The sequence below is a fragment of the Streptomyces sp. NPDC001941 genome (genome assembly GCF_040296945.1).
GTDB lineage: Bacteria > Actinomycetota > Actinomycetes > Streptomycetales > Streptomycetaceae > Streptomyces.
In genome coordinates, this window is sequence record NZ_JBEOYE010000039.1 from 53,258 (window position 1) to 76,846 (window position 23,589).

A 23,589-nucleotide genomic window follows, 5' to 3' on the forward strand; every position below is an offset into this window, starting at 1 on the left:
TGACAACGAGGTCCGCACCACACCTGACCAGGCACGATGACGCCGAAGGCCTGGGGCCGGGCCCGAGCCCGGCCCCGGAGTCCTGGCTCCGAACCAGAGCCCGGGCCCAAAACCGGAAGCCTGGCCCGGAACCCGAACCCGGGCCCAGAACCGGAAGCCTGACCCCCGAACCCGAACCCGAACCCGGGCCCAGCACCGGAGGCCCTGCCCCAACCCCCGAACCGGAGCAGAGCCCCCGGACCTCGCCGCTACAGCCTCGGGTCCACCGGCTCCGACTCCAGCGCCAGGACCGCGAACACCGCCTCGTGCACCCGCCACAGCGGTTCGCCGTCCGCGAGGCGGGCCAGTGCCTCCAGGCCCAGGGCGTACTCGCGCAGCGCCAGGGACCGCTTGTGGCCCAGGTGCCGCTCGCGCAGCCGCTCCAGGTTCTCCGGCCGGGTGTACTCGGGGCCGTAGATGATCCGGAGGTACTCGCGGCCGCGGACCTTCACTCCGGGCTGCACCAGGCGTCCCTTGCCGTCGCGGACCAGGGCCCCCAGCGGCTTGACGACCATGCCCTCGCCGCCGGCCGCGGTCATCTCCAGCCACCAGTCGGCTCCGGCGCGCACCGAGGCCTCGTCGCCCGTGTCCACGACCAGGCGGCGGGTGACCTGGAGCAGGCCCGTCGGGTCCTGTTCCACCAGCTGGTCCAGCCAGGCCAGTTGCTCGTCGTGCGGGACGGCCGCCAGGGAGCGTCCGCGGACGGCGAGGACCTGGAAGGGCGCGAAGCGGACGCCGTCCAGCCCTTCGGTGGCCCAGCAGTAGCGCCCGTAGGCGTCGGTGAACGCGGCGGCGTCCACGACCCGTTCCCGCTGCTTGGCGAGCAGGTCCCCGACTCCCTCGACGCCCCGTGCGGCGGCGGCCTCCAGCGCGGCGACCGCGCCCGGCAGGGCCGCTCCGGCGGCGGCGCCCACGGCCGCGTACTGGGTGCGCAGCAGTCCGGCGGCCTTCAGCGACCACGGCATCAGCTCGCCGTCGAGCAGCAGCCAGTCGGTGTCCAGCTCCTCCCAGAGCCCGGCCGCCGTGATGGCCCGGCGCAGCCGCTCCAGGACCTGTTCGGTGACCTTCTCGTCGCCGAAGAAGGGCCGTCCCGTGCGGGTGTGCAGCGAGCCGGTGGGGCCGTCGACGCCGAACGTCTCGCGTGCCGCGTCCGCGTCGCGGCACACCAGGGCCACCGCGCGCGAGCCCATGTGCTTCTCCTCGCACACCACGCGCGCGATGCCGTCGGACGCGTACTGCGCGAACGCCTCGGCGGGGTGCTCCAGGTAGCCGTCCTGCCGGGAGGTCGCCGTCGGTGCCATGGTGGGCGGCAGGTAGGCGAGCAGGCGCGGGTCGACGGCGAACCGGCTCATGACCTCCAGGGCCGCCGCGGCGTTCTCCTCGCGCACGCCGACGTTGCCGATCTGCCGGGTCTCCACGACGCGCTTGCCGTGCACGTCGGCCAGGTCCAGGGGGCGTCCCTGGTGCCCGCCGGGCGCCTCGGTGGCGAGCGGCTTCACCGGCTCGTACCAGACGCGCTCGGCGGGTACGTCGACCAGTTCGCGCTCCGGCCAGCGCAGGGCGGTCATCTTCCCTCCGAAGACCGCGCCGGTGTCCAGGCAGATGGTGTTGTTGATCCACGAGGTGTTGGGTACGGGGGTGTGCCCGTACACCACGGCGGCCTTGCCGCGGTACTCCTCGGCCCACGGGTAGCGCACGGGCAGGCCGAACTCGTCGGTCTCTCCGGTGGTGTCCCCGTACAGCGCGTGCGAGCGCACCCTTCCGGAGGTGCGGCCGTGGTACTTCTCGGGCAGACCGGCGTGGCAGACGACGAGCTTGCCGTCGTCGAGGACGTAGTGGCTGACGAGTCCGTCGATGAACTCGCCCACGCGCGCGGAGAACTCCTCCGGCTCGCGCTCCAGCTGTTCGATGGTCTCGGCCAGTCCGTGCGTCTGCTGGACCTTCTTGCCCTTGAGCCAGCGGCCGAGCTTGTTCTCGTGGTTCCCCGGTACGCACAGGGCGTTTCCGGAGGCGACCATGCCCATGACGCGGCGCAGCACGCCGGGGCTGTCGGGGCCACGGTCGACGAGGTCTCCGACGAACACGGCGGTGCGGCCGTCGGGGTGCTGTCCGTCGACGTAGCCGAGCCGGGTGAGCAGGGTCTCCAGTTCGGAGGAGCAGCCGTGGATGTCGCCGACGATGTCGAACGGTCCGGTGAGGTGGCGCAGGTCGTTGTAGCGCTTCTCCAGGACGATCTCGGCGGCGTCGACCTCTTCGGTGCCGCGCAGCACGTGCACCTTGCGGAAGCCCTCGCGTTCCAGGCCCTTCAGGCCCCGGCGCAGTTCGCGGCGGTGGCGCTGGATGACGTGGCGCGGCAGGTGCGCGCGGTCGGGGCGCCGGGCGTTGCGCTCGGCACAGACGTCCTCGGGGAGGTCCAGGACGATGGCGATGGGCAGCACGTCGTGCTGCCGGGCCAGCTGGACCAGCTGCTTGCGGCTCTCCTGCTGGACGTTGGTGGCGTCGACGACGGTGAGCCGTCCGGCGGCCAGGCGCTTGCCCACGATGTAGTGCAGGACGTCGAAGGCGTCGCGGCTGGCGCTCTGATCGTTCTCGTCGTCGGCGACGAGGCCGCGGCAGAAGTCCGAGGAGACGACCTCGGTGGGCTTGAAGTGCTTGCGCGCGAACGAGGACTTGCCGGATCCGGTGGCGCCGACGAGGACCACGAGGGACAGGTCGGTGACGGGAAGCGTGCGTGCGGTGCGGTTGGTGCTGGTGGTCATGCCGCCTTCTCCTCCTTCGGGGTCGGTGCGGCCAGGGTGAAGACGGCCATCTGTGTGGGCGGTCCCACGTCGGGGTCGTCGGGGCCCACGGGGACGAACTCCACGTCGTACCCGTGCCGTCCGGCGACGTCGCCGGCCCAGGTGCGGAACTCCCCGCGGGTCCACTCGAAGCGGTGGTCACCGTGGCGTACGTGTCCGGCGGGCAGGGTCTCCCAGCGGACGTTGTACTCGACGTTCGGCGTGGTCACCAGCACGGTCGTGGGGCGGGCCGAGCCGAACACCGCGTACTCCAGGGCGGGCAGCCGCGGCAGGTCCAGGTGCTCGATGACCTCGCTGAGGACGGCCGCGTCGTAGCCCTTGAGCCGCTTGTCGGTGTACGTGAGCGAGCCCTGGAGCAGGGTGACGCGGTCGGACATCCGCTCGCCCATGCGGTCCAGGCGCAGCCGCTTGGCGGCGATGGACAGCGCGCGTACGGAGACGTCGACGCCGACCACGTCGGTGAACCGGACGTCCTTGAGCAGCGCCTGGACCAGCTGGCCCTGCCCGCAGCCCAGGTCGAGCACGCGGGAGGCCCCGGCGGCGCCCAGGGCGGCCAGGATCGCCTCGCGGCGCTGCTCGGCGAGGGGCACGGGGCGCTCCTCGGTGTCGACGGCCTCGTCGACGGCGTTGTCGACGTCCTCGACCTCCAGTCCTTCGGCCTCGGCCAGGCGCACCAGTTCCAGGCGCTCCATCGCCTGGCGGGTGAGGCCCCAGCGGCGGGAGAGGTAGCGGCTGGTGATGAGCTTCTGCTCGGGGTGGTCGGCGAGCCAGCCCTCACCGGCGCGCAGCAGCTTGTCGACCTCGTCGGGGGCGACCCAGTAGTGCTTGGCGTCGTCGAGGACCGGCAGCAGTACGTACAGCTGGCGCAGCGCCTCGGCCAGCCGCAGCTCGCCCTCCAGGACGAGGGTCACGTACCGCGAGTCGCCCCATTCGGGGAAGCGGCCGTCCAGCGGGACCGGTTCGGCCTGTACGGAGGTCCAGCCCACCGGTTCGAACAGCTTGCGCACGAGTTCGGCGCCGCCGCGTGCGGGCAGTGCGGGGATCTCGACGCGCAGGGGCATCGCCCGCTCCGGCAGCTCGGGGCGGGCCTTGCAGTCGCCGCGCAGGGCGTTCTTGAAGACCGCGCTGAGCGCGACCGCGAGCAGCGACGACGCGGCGTAGGGCCGGTCGTTGACGTACTGCGCGAGGGCCGCGTCGGGGGCGCCGCCCCGGCCCTTGCCCTTGCCCCGGCGCACGAGTGCGACGGGGTCGACCTCCAGGACGAGGGCCGCCGTGCAGCGCTCGGCGGTGGCCTCGGGGTAGAGCACGTGCGCTTGGCCGTGCGAGGTCGAGAACGCCTGCGCCTTGTCGGGATGCTTGTGCAGCAGGAAGCCCAGGTCGGTGGCGGGGCGCTCGGGGGTACCGGTCGTGCTGATCGTCAGGAACACGCGTCCGATTATGACCGGAATCGTGCCCCGGCTACGACGGGTTTTCCGGTGGCCCGGCCAGACTCGGGCCGACCGGGGTGGCCCGCGCCCCTCGCGCCCCCTAGCGGGCCGCCACCGCGCGCGTGAGGGCCGCGATGGACTCGGGGCCGACCCGGCAGCAGCCGCCGATCAGACGGGCCCCCGAGGCGCCCCAGGAGGCGGCGCGGGCCGGGTCGAGGGTGGGGGCGCCGGTCCACCGCCCGACGGCCGCGTCCCAGCCCTCGCCGCTGTTGGGATAGACGACGACCGGCTTGCCGGTCACCTCGGCGGCGAGCGGCACGGCCCGGTCGGCGTCGGCCGGATCGCAGCAGTTCACCCCGGCCGCGATCACCTGGTCGTTGCCCGCGACCAGGGCCAGCGCGCTCGCCAGGTCCTGTCCCGCGCGCGTGCGCCCGTCCCGGACGGTGTACGAGAGCCAGAGCGGCACCCCGCAGCCCTCGGCGGCCCGCAGCAGCGCCTCCGCCTCGTCGGCGTCGGGCACGGTCTCCAGGGCGAGCACGTCGGGCCCCGCCTCGGCGAGCGCCTCCACGCGCGGGCGGTGGAAGCGCTCCAGCTCGCGCACCGAGAGTCCGTACCGGCCGCGGTACTCACTGCCGTCCGCGAGCACCGCCCCGTACGGTCCGACCGAGGCGGCCACCCACACCTCGCGCCCGGCCGCCGCTCCCGCACGCCGGGCCGCCGCCACGCTGCCGGCGAACAGCGCGCGGGCCTCGTCGTAGCCCACGCCGCGCCGGGCGAAGCCGTCGAAGCTCGCCTGGTAGCTGGCGGTGATCAGCACCGAGGCTCCCGCCCGCACGTACGCCGCGTGGGCCGCCTGGACCTGTCCGGGGTCGTCAGCGAGGAGCCTGGCCGACCAGAGGTGGTCGGACAGGTCGCAGCCCTGGGCCTCCAGCTGACTGGCCAGCCCGCCGTCCAGGACCAGCGGGACGGGACCTGCCAGGGCCTCGGCGAGCGTACGAACGGGCTTCACTGCTGCTGCTCCTCCATGACGGATCTCCACGACTGGTCCGCCGCGCCCGGTACGGGCCGGCTGCGGGTGCGCGCCGCACCGGGGCGGACCCGCCCCGGGTACGCGCGGCTTCAGGGCGGGCCCGGGCGGTGGATCGTACGGCTTCGGGGCGGGCGCCGGACCGTACAACGGCCGCCCCGGGCGCGCGCCCGCGGAGCCCCCGCCCGCTCTCAGCCCAGCTGCGACTGGACCTGGGAGGAGATCAGCTCCAGGTGGTCCAGGTCGTCCAGGTCCAGGGCCTGGAGGTAGAGCCGGGACGAGCCGATCGCCTGGAACTGCCCGATCTTGTCGACGACCTCGGCGGGTGAGCCCGCGAGGCCGTTCGCCTTCAGCTCCTCCACCTCCCGGCCGATCGCCGCGGCACGACGCGCCACCTCGGCGTCGTCCTTGCCGACGCACACCACCAGGGCGTTGGAGTACACGAGGTCGTCCGCCTTGCGCCCGGCCGCCTCGGCGGCTGCCCGCACCCGGCCGAACTGGCGCTCGCTGTCCTCCAGCGACGCGAACGGGATGTTGAACTCGTCCGCGAACTGCGCGGCCAGCCGCGGCGTCCGGGTCGCCCCGTGCCCGCCGATCAGCACGGGCAGCTTCGCCTGGGCCGGCTTGGGCAGCGCGGGCGAGTCGGCCAGCTGGTAGTAGGTCCCGTCGTACGAGAACGTCTCGCCCTTCGGCATGCCCCACAGACCGGTCACGATGGCCAGCTGCTCCTCGAGGCGGGCGAACTTCTCCTTGGGGAACGGGATCCCGTACGCCTTGTGCTCCTCTTCGAACCAGCCCGCGCCCAGGCCCAGTTCGACACGGCCGCCGGACATCTGGTCCACCTGCGCGACCTGGATGGCGAGCACGCCCGGCAGCCGGAAGGTACCGGCCGTCATCAGCGTGCCCAGACGGATCCTCTTGGTCTCGCGGGCCAGCCCGGCGAGGGTGATCCACGCGTCGGTCGGCCCGGGCAGCCCGTCGGCGGAGCCCATCCGCAGGTAGTGGTCGGAGCGGAAGAAGGCGTCGAAGCCCAGTTCCTCGGTGGCCTTCGCGACCTTGAGCAGGGTGTCGTAGCTCGCCCCTTGCTGGGGCTCGGTGAAGATTCGAAGATCCATGGATCCATCCTGCACCTTCGAACGGCCGTCAACCCCACTCGCACCACCCTCCTCTCTCCGGCCCTGTCGGGTGAATATCCGTCAACCCGGCGGGCCACGGCCGACCCCACCAGTGACCAGCGACGGGGCCGGGTCGTTGGCTCGGGCGGAGCCGGACCGCCCGGCCCGCGCGCCGGCGGAAGCTGCCGGTGCGTCTTTCTCTGTTGCCGCCCTCCCCTCACGCGGAGGGCCTGGGCCGAGGAGGCCGCCATGTCCCAGGAAGCCGTGCCCGAACAGGCGATGCCCGAACAGCCGGTGCACCAGTCGGTGCCCGAGCAGAAGGGCGGTGGCGCCCCCAAGGGTCTGCTTCAGCAGATGGAGGAGTTGATGGCGGCGCTCAACGCCGATCTCAACCAGCTCGACGCCGACCTCCAGTCCTCGTCGGACCGCCCGTCCGACACTGGTGCGTCCCCGCGGCAGTCCGCCGATGGAAGCCGCCCGGACGGGGCGTTCTGACCGCGGACCCGGTAGCGTCCGCGCCGCTGTCGCTCGTGCGGGGGCCATGACGGCCTCCGCACGGCCACGACGAGCCCCGCTTCCCGGCCGTGGCGCCCGGCGCGCCGCGGCCACCGCGGCCCCGTCCACCGGGACCGCGACCGCTTTCACGGCGGTCCCGCGGCGGAGTCCGCCGGATCCTTGGGAGGCGGCTCGACCGCCTCCAGAGCCTCCAACTCGTCCAGGCCGTCCAGCGGGTCGGCCGGGTCGCGAAGGCCGTCCAGGCCGCCGAGGTCGTCGAGCGGGTCTCCCCCGCCCTGGAGGCCGTCCAGGACGTCCAGGTCCTCCAGCGCGTCGAACTCGTCCAGGCCGTCCAGATCATCCAGGTCGTCGAGCGCGTCCAGGGTGTCCGCCGGATCGCGCAGCAGATCGCGCGCCTGATCGCGCCGGGCGGGCCGCGCGGGTCTGACCGTCTGTCGCTCGGGGATCCTGCGCAGCATCGCGTGCACCCGGTCGCTGGACTCGTCGGCGGCGTCGATCGCCTCGATGCACTGCCAGTACAGCCCCTCCTCCTCCGTGGAGCAGGCCACACCCACCAGCGCCATCCCCACCTCACCGAGCAGCACGCCCAGCTCCGTCAGCGTGCGCCGGGCGTCGGCGATCCCGGTCAGCTGCGTGGCCCGTATCCCCCCGGCCTTCAGCGTCACCTGGTCCAGCACCCCGCAGCCCCGCCCCCCGGTCTCGCTGAGCCCCCGCGCCTCGCCGCGCACCTGCGGCGGCCCGGAGAGCGCCAGGCTGCTCCCGATCGCCTGGGCCAGGGCCTGGGCCTGCCAGGCCTCGGTCACGACGTCCACTGTTTCCCGGCTCCGCGCCAGGGCCTGCCGACCGTGCCCGATCAGACGCTCCGCGTCCATGCGCACCGCCCCCGTTCGTACGACTGTCCTCCCACTCAAACCACTACCCAGAGTGAATGCGAACGAGCCGAAACGCCAGGGGAATTCGGAAATCTGTGGACACGAAGCCGCATGTGCACAACCCGCTCACTCCCAAGAGTGACTCTGCGTGAGGAAGTGGGCCCGAAAGGGGTCGAAACCAGGTCCCGCCCGGCTCCGGCGCGGGCCGGACCGGGCCGGTGCGAGCCGGATCGGGCCGGTGCGGGCGGTGCGGGCCGGACCGGGCCCGACCCACTGCGGCCTGCCCACTGAAACCCGCCCCGCTGGGGCCCGCCCCTGGACGGGCCCCGGTCCGCGTCTCAGCCCTCCGCCCGGGCCTTGCGCCCCGGGGGCCGCCCCACCGGGAAGCGCAGCTCATTGCGGTCGATCTTCTCGGAGAGCGCCGTCAGCGGGTCGACGCCCAACGAGCCGCAGAACTGCAGGAGATACGCGAGGACGTCGGCCACCTCGTCGCGGACCCGATGGGCGTCCTCGGGGTCCTCCATCACGCGCGCGGCCTCTTCCGGTGTCATCCACTGGAAGATCTCGAGGAGTTCGGCCGCCTCGACGCTCAGGGCCGCCGCCAGGTTCTTGGGCGCGTGGTAGGGCTGCCAGCCGCGCGAGGCCGCGAACGCGGCCAGCCGACGCTGGAGCCCGGCGACGGTCAACTCGGCTTCGCCGGAGGCCGCGTGGACCGCTCCCGCCCCTGCCGCGACACCACCACCTCCATGCGCAGCATCCCCGGCGGCAACGCCACCCCCATCCGTACCGCCCCCGCCCGCAACGCCACCGCCGGGACCGTCCGCACCCGTACCGCTCATGTCGTTCTTCGTCTCGTCACTCGTGTCGCTCACGGCTCCAGGTCTACCACCGTGACGCCCTCGACCTCGCGCGCGCACTGTGCCCCCGTCTCCCCCACCGCACCCGTCAGCCGCACGTGGCCGCGCTCGACCACCATGACGGCGAGGCGTAAGAGGCCGCTGGACTGGCGGCGGTCCAGACCCCGGTCCAGGTTGTCCGCGACGACGGTGAGGGACTGGATCGCGGCCGGAACCTCACTGGCCTGTTCCACTTCGAGCACACCCGGGCCGGTGAGCACGACCAGGGCGAGCGCCAGGAAGCGCAGTTCACCGTCGCCCAGGCGTTCCACGGGCGTGTCCGGGCGGCCTTCCGGCCGGGCCAGCAGCGCCCGTACCGTCCCGTCGTCCCGTGTGTGGGCGGCCAGGTCCTCCACCTCCCCCGAGCACCCGTCCCGCAGCGCCCTCACCAGCGCCGCGTGCCGGGTCGCGCACTCGGTGCGGGTGCGCAGCAGCACCTCGGCGAGGTTGTCGCAGCCGCGCCGCAGCCGTCCGTCACCCGGAGCGGCGGGCCGCCGCATCCGCACCGGCTGGGGGTCGCAGGCGAACACCGAGCGCAGCGCGACGAGCAGTTGCTCGGCGGCCGCGAGCACCTGGAGCTGGCCCTCGGTACTGCCGGCGACCCGCAGGGGCAGCAGGGCCGTGCCGAGCCGGTCGTCGGGCAGGGGCGCCCGGGTGACGGCCGCGGCGCCGCCGGTGAGCCAGGCGGCCTGCACGGAGGAGCGGCCGGGGTCGCGCAGGGCGGTGGTCAGCAGTTCGCGTCCGTCCCAGGTCAAACGTTCGCCGACGACGCGGAGTTCCGGCTCGGCCTGGATCGCCACGTCGAGGTGGACGGGGCCGAGGGGCCCGTCGGCCGTACAGCCGATGCGGAAGCCGCGCCGTCCCTGCGCGTCGGCGGCGGCGCGCTCGGGCACGTACGAGACGGGGTCGTCGAAGACCGATTCCAGCGGTGCGCCGGAGGCGAGTCGCGCCAGCGCCTCGTACGCGCGCAGGACGGTCGACTTGCCGCTGCCGCTCGCCCCCGCGAAGAGGGTGACGGGGGTGATGGGGAAAGTGGCTCGCCGATGGGAGCGGAAGGCAGAGAGCCGCAGTTCGGTGACTGCGGGACGCATGGTGTGCACGAGCCGGACCCTAGATCCGGTCCGGAGCGAGGAACCGTTACGCCTGAACGACCTTCCTACGAACGGGCGACTATGCCTGCGGTACGGCCGCCGCCTCGGTGCCCTCCACCTCGGTGCCGACGGGCGCGAGCAGAAAGACGTTGCGGTCGACGCGGTGCATGCCGCTGCCGAGGCCGAAGACCACGCCGCTGCTGAAGTCCAGGACGCGCTTGGCGACATCGGTGTCGGCGGCCGTGAGGTCGAGCAGCACGGGCACCTGGGCGATGAGGTGCTCGGCGACCTCGCGCGCGTCCGCGAAGATCTGCACCCGCAGGACGACCATGCGGCGCTGTTCGGCCGCCTGCTCGTAATCCTGGGGCACCGTGCGGTGGTCGATCTGGGACGGCCACTCGTTGCGGCTGCGCAGCGGCACGACTTGGGCGAGGCCCTCCCACTGTTCGTCGGTGGCGTCGTACCTGTCGTATCGCTCGTACCTGCTCATGGGGCCATCTTCGCGCCCCTCACCCGTTCGGCCCAACAGCGACACGGCCGAGAATCGCACCCGCGGGCGCGGGACGCATGTCACCCACCGAGCGGGACGGAGACGGGACCACCGCGGGCATCGCCGCAGGCATCAGTACAGGCATCAAGTACGGGCATCACCGCGGGCGTCACTCCTGTCCGTCCTGTCCGTGCCAGACAGTGGTCACGTTGCAGAATTCGCGGATGCCCTGCGCGGACAGTTCGCGTCCGTAGCCGGAGCGCTTGACGCCGCCGAACGGGAACGCCGGGTGGGAAGCGGTCATGCCGTTGAAGAAGATGCCGCCCGCCTCGATGTCGCGGGTGAAGCGGCGCACCTCGTCCTGGTCGCGCGTCCAGACGTTGGAGCTGAGCCCGAAGGGCGTGTCGTTGGCGAGGTCCACCGCTTCGTCGAGGCCGGCGACCCGGTAGAGCGTGGCGACCGGCCCGAAGGCCTCCTCGTGGTGGATGCGCATCCCGGGCCGTACGTCCGCCAGCACGGTCGGCTGGTAGAACCAGCCCCGGTCGAGCCCCTGGGGGCGTGCGCCGCCGCACAGGACGGTGGCGCCCTGCTCCACGGCGTCGTCGACGAGTTCCTCCAGGTCGGCGCGGCCGCCCTCGGTGGCGAGCGGGCCGACGTCCGTCTTCTCGTCCATGGGGTCGCCGACGGTCAGCGCGCTCATGGCCGCGGTGAACCGTTCGGCGAACGCGTCGTACACGTCGGCGTGCACGATGAAGCGCTTGGCGGCGATGCAGGACTGTCCGTTGTTCTGCACGCGCGCGGTGACGGCCGTCCGCGCGGCCTTCTCCAGGTCGGCCGAGGGCATCACGACGTACGGGTCGCTGCCACCCAGCTCCAGGACGGTGTGCTTGACCTCGTCACCGGCCACGGCCGCCACGGCGCGCCCGGCGGGCTCACTGCCGGTGAGCGTGGCGGCGGCCACGCGCGGGTCACGCAGTACGGCCTCGACGCCGCCGGAGCCGATCAGCAGGGTGCCGAAGCAGCCCTCGGGGTATCCGGCGCGGCGGAACAGGTCCTCCAGGTACAGCGCGGTCTGCGGGACGTTGGAGGCGTGCTTGAGCAGTCCGACGTTGCCCGCCATCAGGGCGGGCGCGGCGAACCGTACGACCTGCCACAGGGGGAAGTTCCACGGCATGACGGCGAGGACGACGCCCAGCGGGCGGTGCACGACGCTCACGCGGGAGGCGCCCGAGTCGTGCGCGTCGGCGTCGGAGGGGGCCTCTTCGGCGAGCAGGGAGGCGGCGTGCTCGGCGTACCAGCGCATGGCCTTGGCGCATTTGGCGGCCTCGGCCCGGGCGGCGGCGACCGGCTTGCCCATCTCGGTGGTCATGAGCGCGGCGACGGTGTCGCGGTCGGCGTCGAGGAGGTCGGCGGCGCGGACCATCAGCCGGGCCCGCTGCGGGAAGTCCGTGAGCCGGTGCTCGCGGAAGGCGGTGGTGGCCTGCACCAAGCGCCGTTCGACTTCCTCGGGGCTCATCTGCGGGTACGTCGTGAGCGTCTCGCCGGTCGCGGGGTTCACCGTGGCGATGGGCATGGGGGACGACCTCCTGGGGGCGTGCTGTCCTTCGACCTTCCCGCTCCGGGGGCGGGGGCGCAACGCGTACCCCTACGGGGCGGCGGCATGCGGCGGCGCGGCGGTCCGGAGTTATCCACAGGCCATGGGGCCCGGCCCGGGTTTTGGCTACCGTCGTGGGAGTGGACGAGCTGGAACGGATCGACGCCGGGGTGGCCGGGTGCCGGGCGTGCCCGCGCCTGGTGGAGTGGCGCGAGCGGGTCGGCAGGGAGAAGCGGGCCGCGTTCGCGGACTGGGAGTACTGGGCGCGCCCGGTGCCGGGTTTCGGCCCGCCGGACGCGCGGCTGCTGGTGGTGGGCCTGGCACCGGCCGCGCACGGCGGCAACCGGACGGGCCGGATGTTCACCGGCGACCGCTCGGGCGACGTGCTGTACGCGGCGCTGCACGCGACCGGCATGGCGAACCAGGCGGAGTCGGTGTCCGCCGGAGACGGCTTGCGGCTGCTCGGGGTCCGGGTGACGGCCCCGGTGCACTGCGCTCCGCCGGAGAACAAGCCCACCCCGGCGGAGCGCGACGCCTGCCGCCCCTGGCTGGTGGCCGAGCTGCGCGCACTGCGCCCGACGCTGCGGGCGGTGGTGGTCCTGGGCGCGTTCGGCTGGCAGGCCCTGCTCCCGGCCCTCTCGGAGGCGGGCTGGCCGCTCCCGCGCCCCCGCCCGGCCTTCGCGCACGGGTCACGGGTGCGGCTGCCGACGACGGACGGGGGCGCGGGCACCAGTGGGAGCGAAGACCTGACCCTGTTCGGCTGCTACCACGTGAGCCAGCGCAACACGTTCACGGGGCGGCTGACGCCGGAGATGCTGAGGGGGGTGCTGGAGGAGGCGGGGCGGGAGGCGGGGCTGTTGGGGGGCGGCCGGGAGACAGAGCTGTGATGCCTGATCGCGCGGGAGAAGCGGGGGACGTGCCGCCTCTAGACTGGTTGGGCTCGGCCGCCCCGGACTAGCTTGGCCGCCTGTCCGGGGCGGCCGCGCGTACACAAATCCACAAACCGACCGTGAACCGACCGCGGTGCCTTCACGGGCGCCGCGCGCACCATACGTTCCGTACGAAAGGGAGCATCCGAGGATGGCTCGACACCTGATCACCAGCGCGCTTCCGTACATCAACGGGATCAAGCACCTGGGCAACATGGTCGGGTCGATGCTGCCGGCGGACGTGTACTCCCGCTACCTGCGCCAGCGCGGCCACGAAGTCCTCTACATCTGCGCCACCGACGAGCACGGCACTCCGGCGGAGCTGGCCGCCAAGGAGCGGGGCCTGCCGGTCGCGGAGTTCTGCGCCCAGGCGCACGACGCGCAGAAGGCGGTGTACGACGGCTTCGCCCTGGCCTTCGACCACTTCGGGCGCAGCTCGTCGTCCCAGAACGTCGAGATCACCCAGCACTTCGCGCGCAGGCTGCACGAGAACGGGTTCATCGAGGAGCGGGCGATCCGCCAGGTGTACTCCCCCGTGGACGGCCGCTTCCTGCCGGACCGGTACGTCGAGGGGACCTGCCCGCACTGCGGTTACGACAAGGCACGCGGGGACCAGTGCGAGAACTGCACGCGCGTGCTCGACCCGACCGACCTGGTCGACCCGCGCTCGGCGATCAGCGGGTCCACGGACCTGGAGGTCCGCGAGACCAAGCACCTGTTCCTGTTGCAGTCCAAGCTCCAGCACGAGGTCGAGGCGTGGATCGACGCGGTGGGCGAGGAGTGGCCCCAGCTGTCCTCGTCCATCGCCCGCAAGTGGCTGACCGAGGGGCTGCACGACCGCGCCATCACCCGCGACCTGGACTGGGGCGTACCGGTACCGGCCGAAACCTGGCCGGAGCTGGCCGCCGAGGGCAAGGTCTTCTACGTGTGGTTCGACGCCCCGATCGAGTACATCGGGGCGACGAAGGAGTGGTCCGACGCCACGGGCGGCGACTGGAAGTCGTGGTGGTACGAGGCGGACGACGTGCGCTACACCCAGTTCATGGCGAAGGACAACGTCCCGTTCCACACGGTGATGTTCCCGGCGACCGAACTCGGGGTGCGCGAGCCCTGGAAGAAGGTCGACTTCGTCAAGGGCTTCAACTGGCTGACGTACTACGGCGGGAAGTTCTCGACGTCCCAGCGGCGGGGCGTCTTCACCGACCAGGCGCTGGAGATCCTGCCGGCGGACTACTGGCGCTACTTCCTGGTCGCCAACGCGCCCGAGTCCGACGACTCCTCCTTCACGTGGGAGCACTTCGCGGCGACGGTCAACAAGGACCTGGCGGACACGCTGGGCAACTTCGTCAACCGCGTACTGTCGTTCTCCCGCAAGCGCTTCGGTGACGAGGTCCCCGCGGGCGCGCAGGCGGCGGAGGCCGAGACGAAGCTCGGCGAGGAGATCGCCCGTCTGCTCGCGGAGTACGAGGAGCACATGGAGGCCCTCCAGTTCCGCAAGGCCGCGGCGGCGCTGCGCGCCCTGTGGTCGGCGGGCAACTCCTACCTGGAGGAGAAGGCCCCCTGGCTGGAGATCAAGACGAACCAGGAGGGCGCCGCACTGACCCTGCGTACGGCGATGAACCTGATCCACCTGTACGCGGTGGTCTCCGAGCCCTTCATCCCGGCTTCGGCCGCCGCGATGCGCGGCGCGTTCGCCCTGGAGGGCGACACGGCGACGTGGGTGTCCCCCGCCGCCGCGAGGTCCCTGGACGCACTGCCGTCGGGCACGCCCTTCACGGTGCCGCCGGTGCTCTTCGCGAAGGTCTCGGAGGAGGACCTGGAGTCGTACCGGGAGCGGTTCGGGGGCGTGGAGACGACGGGCGCGGAGACGAACTGACGCGACCGCGAGGGGCGCTTGTCGTCGGCCGCGGCCAGGGGAAACCCGCGGCCCGCGGCCGACGGCGGGGGGCCGGGGCAGCCCAGCCCCCGTGATCAGACCGGGTCGCCGTCGCCGGTGGGGCGACGGGTTCCCGCCGAGGCGACCTCATGGATGAACCACTCCAGTACGGAGCGGATCTCGTCGGTGTGCTCGGCGAAGACCTCCAGGGAGAAGGAGGGGCGCAGATCGAGCTTGGCCTCGGCGAGGTCGATGCCGTCGATGGCGTTGAACCGCTCCATCAGGCTGCGGCGCAGGGGCTCGTCGTCGAACGGCGGACGTCGCTTGAGGTGCTGGAAGACGACCTCCGCCGTCCCGGACACCGGGTAGACGGCGATCGGCCACAGAGCGCGCGGCGCCCCCGGACCACCCGCGTCCACGGTCGGGAAGCAGCTGGTCTCGCTCGCCTTGCCGTAGACCTGGTATCCACCCTGCTCCGCCCAGAACCGGATCGCGGCCAGGACGCCCTCGACGACCTCCGGCGTCTGGTTCGCGCGCAGCAGCGTTTCGAAGCGGGTGCTCGCGTCATCCCCGCCGGCCCGCGACGCGGCCGACCCCGCCGGGGCCTCCTCCGGCAGCTCCTTGCCCACCAGGACGGCCAGGTCGGTGCTGCTGAGCCGGTGGGCCTTCGAGGCCCGGCCGTTCTCGTCGAACGGCACGCCCTCCGCCTCCAGGACTTCCCTGGGGTCCCCGGAGTGCCGGTCGTCGGTCCACCGGAATCCACCCGCGATACGGCCGTCGGCGGTCAGCACGCGGTACGCGCAGTGCAGCCCCGTCCGGGTCGCCATGTGGTTGCCGACGGCGATGGCGCTGGTGCCGATGAGGGCGGCGAGCTCGCCGTACGACGTCCAGGTGCCGGCCGGGACGGCGAGCAGGATCTCCCGCAGCTCCCGCCAGCCGGCCCATTCGTCGTCCGACCGCGCGACCTCGTCCAAGGGCCCGGGCCACAGGTCCACGGCCCGGTCGGCCAGTTCTTCGGCCCTGGCCAGGATCTCCCTGCGGCCCCAGCGCTCCTGTGCGGCGATCCGCTGGTTCATCCGCAGCGCGCTGGCGTCCAGCAGTTCCTGCTTGCGGTGGAAGGGGTGGTTGGAGAGCCGTGCGTTCTCTCCCGAGAGGGTGAGGTTGCCGAGGGTGTGCACCAACAGGTTGTGGATCTCCTGGGGGCTCTCGCCGTCCGCGGCTTCCTCGGCCAGCAGGTCGAACCAGTGCTCGGCCGGGCTCTGCGGCAGCACGTGTTCGACGGTGAGCGGCGCCTTGTCGTAGTCGACGGGTTCGCTCGAACCGTAGCTCTCCTCCAGTCGGCGCAGGATCTGGAAGCGCTGGTTGCTGCGGCCGGTCTTGTAGAAGGGGCGGGCTCGGACGGCTTCACGGACCGCGTCGTCGCCCGGCCAGACGCGGGCGCCCGTGCGGGGGCGCGAAAGGAACCGGCGCACGGCCTCGGCCGGGGAGCCGTCCCTGTCCAGCTCCTTGGGAAGTTCCATGAACACCCGGTTGCTGCCCGTCGTGGACAGTCCCGCGAAGAGGCGCCGCACCATGTAGCTCTCCGCGAGGGCGAGCGCCTCCGCCGCTTCCGGGGCCGTGGTCCCGCCCTCGTCCACGAGGTCCAGGAGGCGAAGGGCCAGCGGGTAATGGGTCTGCCCGCCCCAACGCGACAGGCGTTCCAGTACCGCCCGCAGCTCCGGGTCGGCCTCCCTCTCCGGCTCCAGGATGCGCATGAGACGGTCGGCGCGCAGGGAGAACCGCGCGATCTCGGCTTCCAGGGCCGACTCGTCCCCGCTCAGCGGCTCCAGGCGCTTCTTCTGGTCCCGGTAGATCTCGCTCTGCCGGGCCCGGCTGTTCCCCGCGACCACGAGGTCCAGCCACACCAGCAGCTCGAGGTGGGCGGGGCCGAGCAGTTCCTGCATGGGGAGCCACCGCTTGCGGTAGACGTCCTCGCCCCTGGTGGGCAGGTACATGAACAGGTAATTGCGCAGCAGGTCGCTCTGGCTGAGCCCCACTCCGGTGTTGTTGATGGACTCGAAGATGCGGTAGACGTTGTCGCCCTCGGCCGCAGTGATCGCGACGATCGAGAGGCAGTCGCCCAGGACGGACTCGACCGCGTCCACCCAGCCCTCACCGCCGCTCTCCGCCCCGTCTGCCAGCGCAGCGACGAAGAAGCGGTAGGCGGCCCCCACGTTCCCGGCGCCACCGGCCTTCGGGAGGCTGTCCACACAGGCCGTGTAGGCCTCGCGGTCCGCCTGTGTCGGCAGCAGCCGGTAGCTGTCGTTCCCGTCCTGGTACGCATTGACCAGGACGAGGTCGTTGATGCGGGCGGCGTTCTTCGCCGGGCCCCGCTCCCGGTAGTGGTCCCGCAGCGCCGTGAACGCGAGCATCAGGGTGGTCATCCGCTGCTGACCGTCGACGACCAGCCAGCGCCGCATCCCGCCCGCGGCCACGCGCTCGGGTGCGAGCACGACCGAACCGAGGAAGTGACCCGAGCCGGGCCGCCCTTCCCGCCGGTCCTCGACCAGCTCCTGCACGTCGTCCCACAGCTGCCGCAGCTCGTCGCGCTGCCAGCTGTAGGTGCGCTGGTAGAGCGGTACCTGGAACTGCTGCTCCCCCTGGACCAGCTTGCTGAACGTGGTCTCCTGAGCGTGCACGCCCGTCCTCTCCCCGAACCGTCGAACCTCGATACCGGTCCGGTCCGGTCCGGTCCACCATGAAACACCCTCGCCCGCGGGCTCGGGCTCGACCGAGCGGAATCTTCCGTGGGCGAGAGCGGCGACAGAACGTGCCGGTACCGAGACCGGTACCGACACAGTGGCGCGGATCCTGAGGTGGACTCGACGGCTCACGCCGCCGTCAGCGCCTCGTGGATCCGCGCGCGGAACTCGCTACTTCACCGGCTCCAACACCGCCACGCACTCCACATGCTGCGTCATCGGGAACAGGTCGAACGCACGCAGCGTCCGCACCCGGTAGCCGCCCTCCTGGAAGTAGCCCAGGTCGCGGGCGAGGGCTGCCGGGTCGCAGGCGACGTAGGCGATGCGGCGGGCGCCCAGGGTGGTGAGGTGGGCGACCGTCTGCTTGCCGGCGCCGGCGCGCGGGGGGTCCAGGACGATCAGGTCGACCTCGGTGATCCGGGTGCGCGGCAGGACCGACTCGACCTTGCCCTGCTCGATGCGGACCCGGTCGAAGTGGGCCAGGTTGTGGCGGGCGTCCTCGACCGCGCGCTTGCCGTTCTCGATGCCGAGCACCGCGCCCTGGTCGCCCACCCGGTCGGCGAGGGCGCCCGCGAAGAGGCCGACGCCGCAGTAGAGGTCGAGGGCGGTGTCGCCCTTGCGCGGGAGCAGGCCCTGCATGACGGCCTTCATCAGGGTGTCGGCGGCCTTCGGGTGGACCTGCCAGAAGCCGCCGCTGCCGACGCGGTGGGTGCGCTCGTCGGCGCGCTCGCGGACGAACGGGCGGCCGTGCACGCGGTGCACCCCGCCGTCCTTCTCGTCGACCCGCATCACCGAGACCGGCTTGTCCAGCTCCACGATCGGGAGCCGGGCGCCCGGGCGCGGGGTGAGGATCACCTGGCGGTCCTGGGAGCCGGTGGCCGCGATCGCCTCGACCGTCGCCATGCCCTCCCAGGTGCGCGACTCCACGCCCAGCTCGTGCACGCCCTCGGAGGCGATCAGGCAGTCGGTGACCGGCTCGACCTCGTGCGACCGGTGCTTGCGCAGGCCCGCGCGGCCCGTCTCGTCGACCGCGTACTGCACGCGCGTGCGCCAGCGCGGCACCTCGCCCGACGGGAGCTTGTCGCCCTCGGCCGGCACGACCGTGCCGTCCCAGCCGGCTTCCTCGGGGGTGAGGCCCGCAAGCCGCTTGAGCTGCTCGGCGATCACCTCGCCCTTCATCCGGCGCTGGGCGCCCGGCTTGGCGTGCTGCCAGTCGCAGCCGCCGCACTTGCCGGGGCCCGCGAAGGGACAGGGGGCCTCGACCCGGTCCTTGGAGGGGACGAGGACGGAGACCGCGTCGGCGCGCAGGAAGCGGCTCGTCTCCTCGCCGTCGGTCACCCGCGCCACGACCTTCTCGCCGGGCAGCGCGTGCCGTACGAACAGCACCCGGCCGTCCTCGGTCCGGGCGATGCAGTGGCCGCCGTGCGCGACCGGGCCCACCTCGACCTCGTACTCCTCGCCGACCAGCGAAGAGGTCGAGGACTCGGGCGACGCGTTCTGCGGCATGGCGGGGTGCTCCAGAGGGAGAGGGAGGGAAGGGGGACGGGAGTGGACGAACGGTCCAGTTTACGTCCCCCCGGAGGGTGGCGCGCGCGAGGCCCGCGCCACCCCGCCCCGCCCCCGCGCCTACGCCTTGGCCGCCGGCTCCTTCGGGCCCCCGCCGCCGTTGCCGCCGCGCTTCTCCACCGGGCCGCGGCGCACCGCGCCCGGGGCGTTCCACTCCTGGCGCTTCTTCGCCCGCTTCTTGGCCGCCTCGGAGGACTGCAGCTGGTACGGGACGGAGGTGACCATGACGCCCGGGGTGAAGAGCAGGCGGCCCTTCAGGCGCAGGGCGCTCTGGTTGTGCAGCAGGTGCTCGTACCAGTGGCCGACGACGTACTCGGGGATGTACACGCTGACCGCGTCGCGCGGGCTCTCCCGGCGCAGGCCCTTGACGTACTCGATGATCGGGCGGGTGATCTCGCGGTACGGCGAGTCCAGGATCTTCAGCGGTACGTTGATGCCGCGCCGCTCCCACTCCTCGCGCAGGGCCTTGGTCTCGGCCGGGTCGACGCTGATGGACAGCGCCTCCAGCTGGTCGGAGCGCATCAGCTTGGCGTACGCGAGGGCGCGCAGCGTGGGCCGGTGCACCTTGGAGACCAGCACGATCGAGTGGACGCGCGACGGGCGGATGCTGTCGTCGCTGGGCTCGTCGGGGGCGGAGATCTCGTCGGCCACCCGGTCGTAGTGCTTTCGGATCGCGGTCATCGTGCCGTAGAAGATCACCATGCCGAGCAGCGCGACCCAGGCGCCGTGGGTGAACTTGGTGGCGAGCACCACGACCAGGACCAGGCCGGTGAAGAAGGCGCCGAAGGTGTTGATCGCGCGCGAGCGGATCATGTGGCGGCGCTTGGCCGGGTCGCGCTCGCTGCGCAGGTGGCGGTTCCAGTGCCGGACCATGCCGGTCTGGCTGAGCGTGAAGGACACGAACACGCCGACGATGTAGAGCTGGATCAGCTTGGTGGAGTCGGCGGCGTACAGGACGACCAGCAGGGTGGCCGCGCCGGCGAGCAGCACGATGCCGTTGGAGAAGGCCAGGCGGTCGCCGCGGGTGTGCAGCTGGCGGGGCAGGTAGCGGTCCTGGGCCAGGATCGAGCCGAGCAGCGGGAAGCCGTTGTACGCGGTGTTGGCGGCCAGGAAGAGGACCAGCGCGGTAGCGGCGGCGAGCACGATGAACAGGAAGCTGCCCTTGCCGAACACGGCCTCGGCGACCTGCGAGATCACCGGGTTCTGCACGTACCCGGAACCGACCGGGACGCCGTCGCGGAGCAGGTCGGTGGCGGGCTTCTCGGCCATCCGGACGTTGGTCGCCATGGCGAGGCCGATGATGCCGCAGAACATGGTGACGGCCAGGCCGCCCATCAGCGCCAGCGTGGTCGCGGCGTTCTTCGACTTGGGCTTGCGGAAGGCGGGGACGCCGTTGGAGATCGCCTCGACGCCGGTGAGGGCGGCGCAGCCGGAGGAGAAGGCACGCAGCAGCAGGAAGACAAGCGCGAAGCCGGCCAGGCCCTGGTGCTCGGGCTTGATCTCCATGTCCGCGGTGGGGGCGCGCATGGAGTCGTCCAGGACGATGCCCTTGAAGGCGCCCCAGGCGATCATGACGAAGACGCCGACGACGAAGACGTACGTCGGGATGGCGAAGAGCTTGCCCGACTCCTTGACGCCGCGCAGGTTCATCAGCGTCAGGAGCACGATGGTCGCGACGGCGCACAGGACCTTGTGCTCGACGACGAAGGGGATGGCCGAGCCGAGGTTCTCCACTCCGGAGGAGATGGAGACGGCGACGGTCAGGACGTAGTCGACGAGCAGCGCGCTCGCGACGGTGAGTCCGGCCTTCGGGCCGAGGTTGGTGTTGGCGACCTCGTAGTCGCCGCCGCCGCTGGGGTACGCGTGCACGTTCTGCCGGTAGGAAGCGACGACGGTGAACATCAGCACCACGACCGCGACCGCGATCCAGGGGCTGAAGTGGTACGCCGACACGCCCGCGATCGAGAGGACCAGCAGGACCTCGCCGGGCGCGTAGGCCACGGAGGACAGCGGGTCGGAAGCGAAGACGGGGAGCGCGATGCGCTTGGGGAGGAGCGTTTCTCCCAGTCGGTCGCTGCGGAGCGCCCGCCCGATCAGGATCCGTTTGGGCACGTCGGTCAGTTTGGACACGCAGAGGATCGTAAGCGTTCGAAAAGGCGGCCGCCCACCCACCACCCCCCATCGGCACGGAATCTCCCGCTCCTGCCGCACCGTACTGGTAGGGGGTTGGGGTATTGTCCGGCACGCGTGGGCCCAGAGGGGCACGGGAGGCCATTCATGATCGCGAACCGCCGTCGAGGGGCGCACGGACAGCTACTGCTGGTCCTCGTGCTCGCGCTGGGCGTGTTCCTGATGCACACGATGGGCCACCCGGACCCGGACGCCGCGTCCGGGAGCGGTACGTCATCGGTGGGGGTGGCGGCGGTCCCCATGGGGTCGGCCGACATGGGGTCGGCTGACATGGGCCCGGTCCACATGGGTCCGGCACACATGGCTCCGGCCTCCACGGGCCCGGTCCACATGGGTCCCGACGCCATGGGCCCGGCACACATGGGCCCGGTCCACATGGGTCCCGACGCCATGGGCCCGGACCACACGGCCCCGGTCCACATGGACCCCGGCCACACGGCCCCTGACCACGCCTCCGCCCCGTCCGGGGCGTCGCATCACCCCATGTCCGGGATGGACATGACCTCCCTCTGCGTCGCGGTGCTGCTCGCCGCCTGGGTGCTGCTCGCACTCGTACGGGCCGCCCGCGCCCGGCACTCCGGGCGCCTCCTGCGCGTACCCGCCGTCCCGGCGTCCACCGCGCCGGCCCCGGCGCCCGCGCGCCCGCCCGAACTCTCCCGGCTCTCCGTCCTGCGGATCTAGGACAGGCCCTGGGCCGACAGGTCGCGCCAGGGCCGGAACACGCCCGGGCCGATCACGGTCCCCAGCCACCCCGCAGTCATAGTTGACAGACAGTCAGTCATCAGGAGATTCCGTCATGCGCACGTTCCTCAGCCGTACCCGGACCACCCTCACCGGCGCCGTACTCGCCGGCGGCCTGCTGCTCACCGCCTGCGGTGGCGGCGGTGACGACAAGGGCGGCGGCTCCTTCAACGACGCGGACGTCACGTTCGCGCAGCAGATGATCCCCCACCACCAGCAGGCCGTGGAGATGGCCGCGCTGGCCGAAGGCCGGGCGGCCGACCCGGAGGTCAAGCGGATCGCGGGCGCCGTCAAGGGCGCCCAGGAGCCGGAGGTCGCGACCCTGCGATCCTGGCTCAAGGCCTGGGGCAAGCCGGAGTCGGCGCCGGGCAGCGGGCACGGCGACCACGCCGGGAGCACGGACGGGATGATGACGGCCGACGACATGGAGCGGCTCAAGGCCTCGAAGGGCAAGGACTTCGACCTCTCCTTCGCGGAGCTGATGGTCGCCCACCACAACGGGGCGATCGAGATGGCGAAGGCCGAGCGGAAGGACGGCGCCGACAGCGCGGCGAAGAAGCTCGCGGGCGAGGTGATCGAGGCGCAGTCCGCCGAGATCACCGAGCTCAAGAAGATCCTCGCCCGCCCCTGACGCCGGCCCCGGTCACGGGGCGCCGGCCCCGGTCATGATGCTCCTGACCCGGACATGATGCTCCTGACCCGGTACGGGCACCGGCCCCGGTCACGAAGCGCCTGGTCCGGTCACGGGGCGCCTGACCCGGTCACGGGCCGCCCGTACCGGGCCGGGCGTCCGACCCGGCCCCCGTGCCGCTCCCCCGCGCCCCCGGCGTATGCCCGAAGGCGCGGCGGAAGACGTCGATGAACGCGCTCGCCGAGGACCACCCGCACCGCTGCGCCACCGTGGTGACCGGGGTGTCCTCGGCGAGCAGCAGCAGCGCGTGGTGCAGCCGCAGCTGGGTGCGCCACTGCGGGAACGTCATCCCCAGCTCCGCCCGGAACAGCCGCGTCAGCGTCCGGGCGCTCGCCCCCGCCCGCGCCCCGAGCGCGGCGAGCGGGCGCCCGTCGGCCGGGTCGGCGCGCAGCAGCTCGCAGACCGCGACGAGCCGGGGGTCGCGGGCCCTCGGCAGGTGCAGCGGCTGCTCGGGGGCGTGGCGCAGCTGGTCCACGAGGACCGCGAGCAGCCGCCGGGCCTCGGCGGAGCCGCGTACCGTCCCCGGACCGCTGTACGTGATGATCAGCTCGCGCAGCAGCGGGCCGACCGCGAGCACGGCGGGCCGCTCCAGGCCCAGCGGGTTGGTGCCGAGCGGCAGGCCGACGGTGTGCAGGTCGGTCTCTCCGTGCGCCCGGTGTTCGTGCGGGGTGCCCGCCGGGATCCACAGCGCGCGGTTGGCGGGGGCCACCCAGGTGCCGCCGCCGGTGGTGACGGCGAGGACGCCGCGGCCCGCGTAGACGACCTGGTGGATGTCGTGGCGGTGGGACTCCACTCCGGTACCGGCGGCCAGGAACCTGGTCGTGGTCGGCAGGTGCGGGGGGCCGTGGCGGAAAGTCGGCATCACGTGGCAGTTTATCGGAAGCCCGCCACCCGCCGCCGGTGGTGACGGCGAGGACGCCGCGGCCCGCGTAGACGACCTGGTGGATGTCGTGGCGGTGGGACTCCACTCCGGTACCGGCGGCCAGGAAC

General features: G+C 72.5%; 17 protein-coding genes and 1 pseudogene. 5 read left to right on the forward strand and 13 right to left on the reverse strand.

What is annotated here, in order from left to right; genetic code table 11:
- Positions 1-248: 248 nt before the first annotated feature.
- From ABT160_RS24800 to ABT160_RS24815, 4 genes are all read right to left on the reverse strand, one after another.
- The gene (locus ABT160_RS24800) at positions 249-2,798 is read right to left on the reverse strand and encodes a polynucleotide kinase-phosphatase (protein WP_351649978.1); all 2,550 of its coding nucleotides are present in this window, start codon (positions 2,796-2,798) and stop codon (positions 249-251) included.
- Positions 2,795-4,264, reverse strand: coding sequence for a 3' terminal RNA ribose 2'-O-methyltransferase Hen1 (locus tag ABT160_RS24805; RefSeq protein ID WP_351649980.1), 1,470 nt, complete (start codon positions 4,262-4,264; stop codon positions 2,795-2,797). Before ABT160_RS24805 ends, ABT160_RS24800 begins: the two co-directional genes overlap by 4 nt.
- 100 nt (positions 4,265-4,364) lie before the next feature.
- Positions 4,365-5,273 carry a homocysteine S-methyltransferase gene (gene mmuM / locus ABT160_RS24810; protein WP_351649982.1) on the reverse strand — a complete coding sequence of 303 codons (909 nt, stop codon included), beginning with the start codon at positions 5,271-5,273 and terminating at the stop codon, positions 4,365-4,367.
- Positions 5,274-5,482: 209 nt separating this feature from the next.
- A complete protein-coding gene (locus tag ABT160_RS24815; protein WP_351649983.1) occupies positions 5,483-6,406 on the reverse strand; it encodes an LLM class F420-dependent oxidoreductase in 924 nt (307 codons plus the stop codon).
- A gap of 249 nt (positions 6,407-6,655) precedes the next feature.
- Here ABT160_RS24815 and ABT160_RS24820 point away from each other — a divergent pair, with 249 nt between their 5' ends.
- Positions 6,656-6,901, forward strand: a complete 246-nt coding sequence (locus ABT160_RS24820; RefSeq protein ID WP_351649984.1) for a hypothetical protein — start codon at positions 6,656-6,658, stop codon at positions 6,899-6,901.
- A gap of 443 nt (positions 6,902-7,344) precedes the next feature.
- Here the strand turns inward: ABT160_RS24820 and ABT160_RS24825 are convergent.
- From ABT160_RS24825 to ABT160_RS24845, 5 genes and pseudogenes are all read right to left on the reverse strand, one after another.
- A pseudogene (locus tag ABT160_RS24825) lies at positions 7,345-7,794 on the reverse strand (DUF6099 family protein); the annotation flags it as partial.
- A 338-nt stretch (positions 7,795-8,132) separates the two neighbouring features.
- The gene (locus tag ABT160_RS24830) at positions 8,133-8,480 is read right to left on the reverse strand and encodes a nucleotide pyrophosphohydrolase (RefSeq protein WP_351650006.1); all 348 of its coding nucleotides are present in this window, start codon (positions 8,478-8,480) and stop codon (positions 8,133-8,135) included.
- Between the two features lie 182 nt (positions 8,481-8,662).
- Positions 8,663-9,781 carry an AAA family ATPase gene (locus ABT160_RS24835; protein ID WP_351650007.1) on the reverse strand — a complete coding sequence of 373 codons (1,119 nt, stop codon included), beginning with the start codon at positions 9,779-9,781 and terminating at the stop codon, positions 8,663-8,665.
- Between the two features lie 79 nt (positions 9,782-9,860).
- Complete coding sequence (locus tag ABT160_RS24840) at positions 9,861-10,271, reverse strand: cell division protein SepF (RefSeq protein ID WP_351649985.1); 411 nt, start codon at positions 10,269-10,271, stop codon at positions 9,861-9,863.
- 169 nt (positions 10,272-10,440) lie between these two features.
- The gene (locus ABT160_RS24845; RefSeq protein ID WP_351649986.1) at positions 10,441-11,844 is read right to left on the reverse strand and encodes an NADP-dependent succinic semialdehyde dehydrogenase; all 1,404 of its coding nucleotides are present in this window, start codon (positions 11,842-11,844) and stop codon (positions 10,441-10,443) included.
- Between the two features lie 155 nt (positions 11,845-11,999).
- On the opposite strand from ABT160_RS24845, the gene ABT160_RS24850 reads away from it, so the two are divergent.
- Together ABT160_RS24850 and metG are read left to right on the forward strand one after the other, a co-directional pair.
- Positions 12,000-12,752 carry a uracil-DNA glycosylase gene (locus ABT160_RS24850; RefSeq protein ID WP_502984297.1) on the forward strand — a complete coding sequence of 251 codons (753 nt, stop codon included), beginning with the start codon at positions 12,000-12,002 and terminating at the stop codon, positions 12,750-12,752.
- 193 nt (positions 12,753-12,945) lie between these two features.
- Entirely contained in the window at positions 12,946-14,670 is a 1,725-nt protein-coding gene (metG, locus tag ABT160_RS24855) for a methionine--tRNA ligase (RefSeq protein ID WP_351649988.1), read from the forward strand.
- Between the two features lie 95 nt (positions 14,671-14,765).
- Here the strand turns inward: metG and ABT160_RS24860 are convergent, their stop codons facing one another.
- From ABT160_RS24860 to ABT160_RS24870, 3 genes are all read right to left on the reverse strand, one after another.
- On the reverse strand, positions 14,766-17,348 hold the full coding sequence (locus ABT160_RS24860; protein WP_351649989.1) for a GmrSD restriction endonuclease domain-containing protein: 2,583 nt from the start codon (positions 17,346-17,348) through the stop codon (positions 14,766-14,768).
- A 234-nt stretch (positions 17,349-17,582) separates the two neighbouring features.
- Positions 17,583-18,917: a class I SAM-dependent RNA methyltransferase gene (locus tag ABT160_RS24865; RefSeq protein WP_351649990.1), complete on the reverse strand. Its 1,335-nt coding sequence runs from the start codon at positions 18,915-18,917 to the stop codon at positions 17,583-17,585.
- Positions 18,918-19,037: 120 nt separating this feature from the next.
- The gene (locus ABT160_RS24870; RefSeq protein WP_351649991.1) at positions 19,038-21,107 is read right to left on the reverse strand and encodes an APC family permease; all 2,070 of its coding nucleotides are present in this window, start codon (positions 21,105-21,107) and stop codon (positions 19,038-19,040) included.
- A gap of 147 nt (positions 21,108-21,254) precedes the next feature.
- Between ABT160_RS24870 and ABT160_RS24875 the strand changes: the two genes are divergently transcribed.
- Both ABT160_RS24875 and ABT160_RS24880 read left to right on the forward strand, forming a co-directional pair.
- Entirely contained in the window at positions 21,255-21,848 is a 594-nt protein-coding gene (locus ABT160_RS24875; RefSeq protein WP_351649992.1) for a hypothetical protein, read from the forward strand.
- 115 nt (positions 21,849-21,963) lie between these two features.
- On the forward strand, positions 21,964-22,539 hold the full coding sequence (locus ABT160_RS24880) for a DUF305 domain-containing protein (RefSeq protein WP_351649993.1): 576 nt from the start codon (positions 21,964-21,966) through the stop codon (positions 22,537-22,539).
- 130 nt (positions 22,540-22,669) lie between these two features.
- On the opposite strand, the gene ABT160_RS24885 is transcribed toward ABT160_RS24880, so the two are convergent.
- On the reverse strand, positions 22,670-23,461 hold the full coding sequence (locus tag ABT160_RS24885; protein ID WP_351649994.1) for an AraC family transcriptional regulator: 792 nt from the start codon (positions 23,459-23,461) through the stop codon (positions 22,670-22,672).
- Positions 23,462-23,589: the final 128 nt, after the last annotated feature.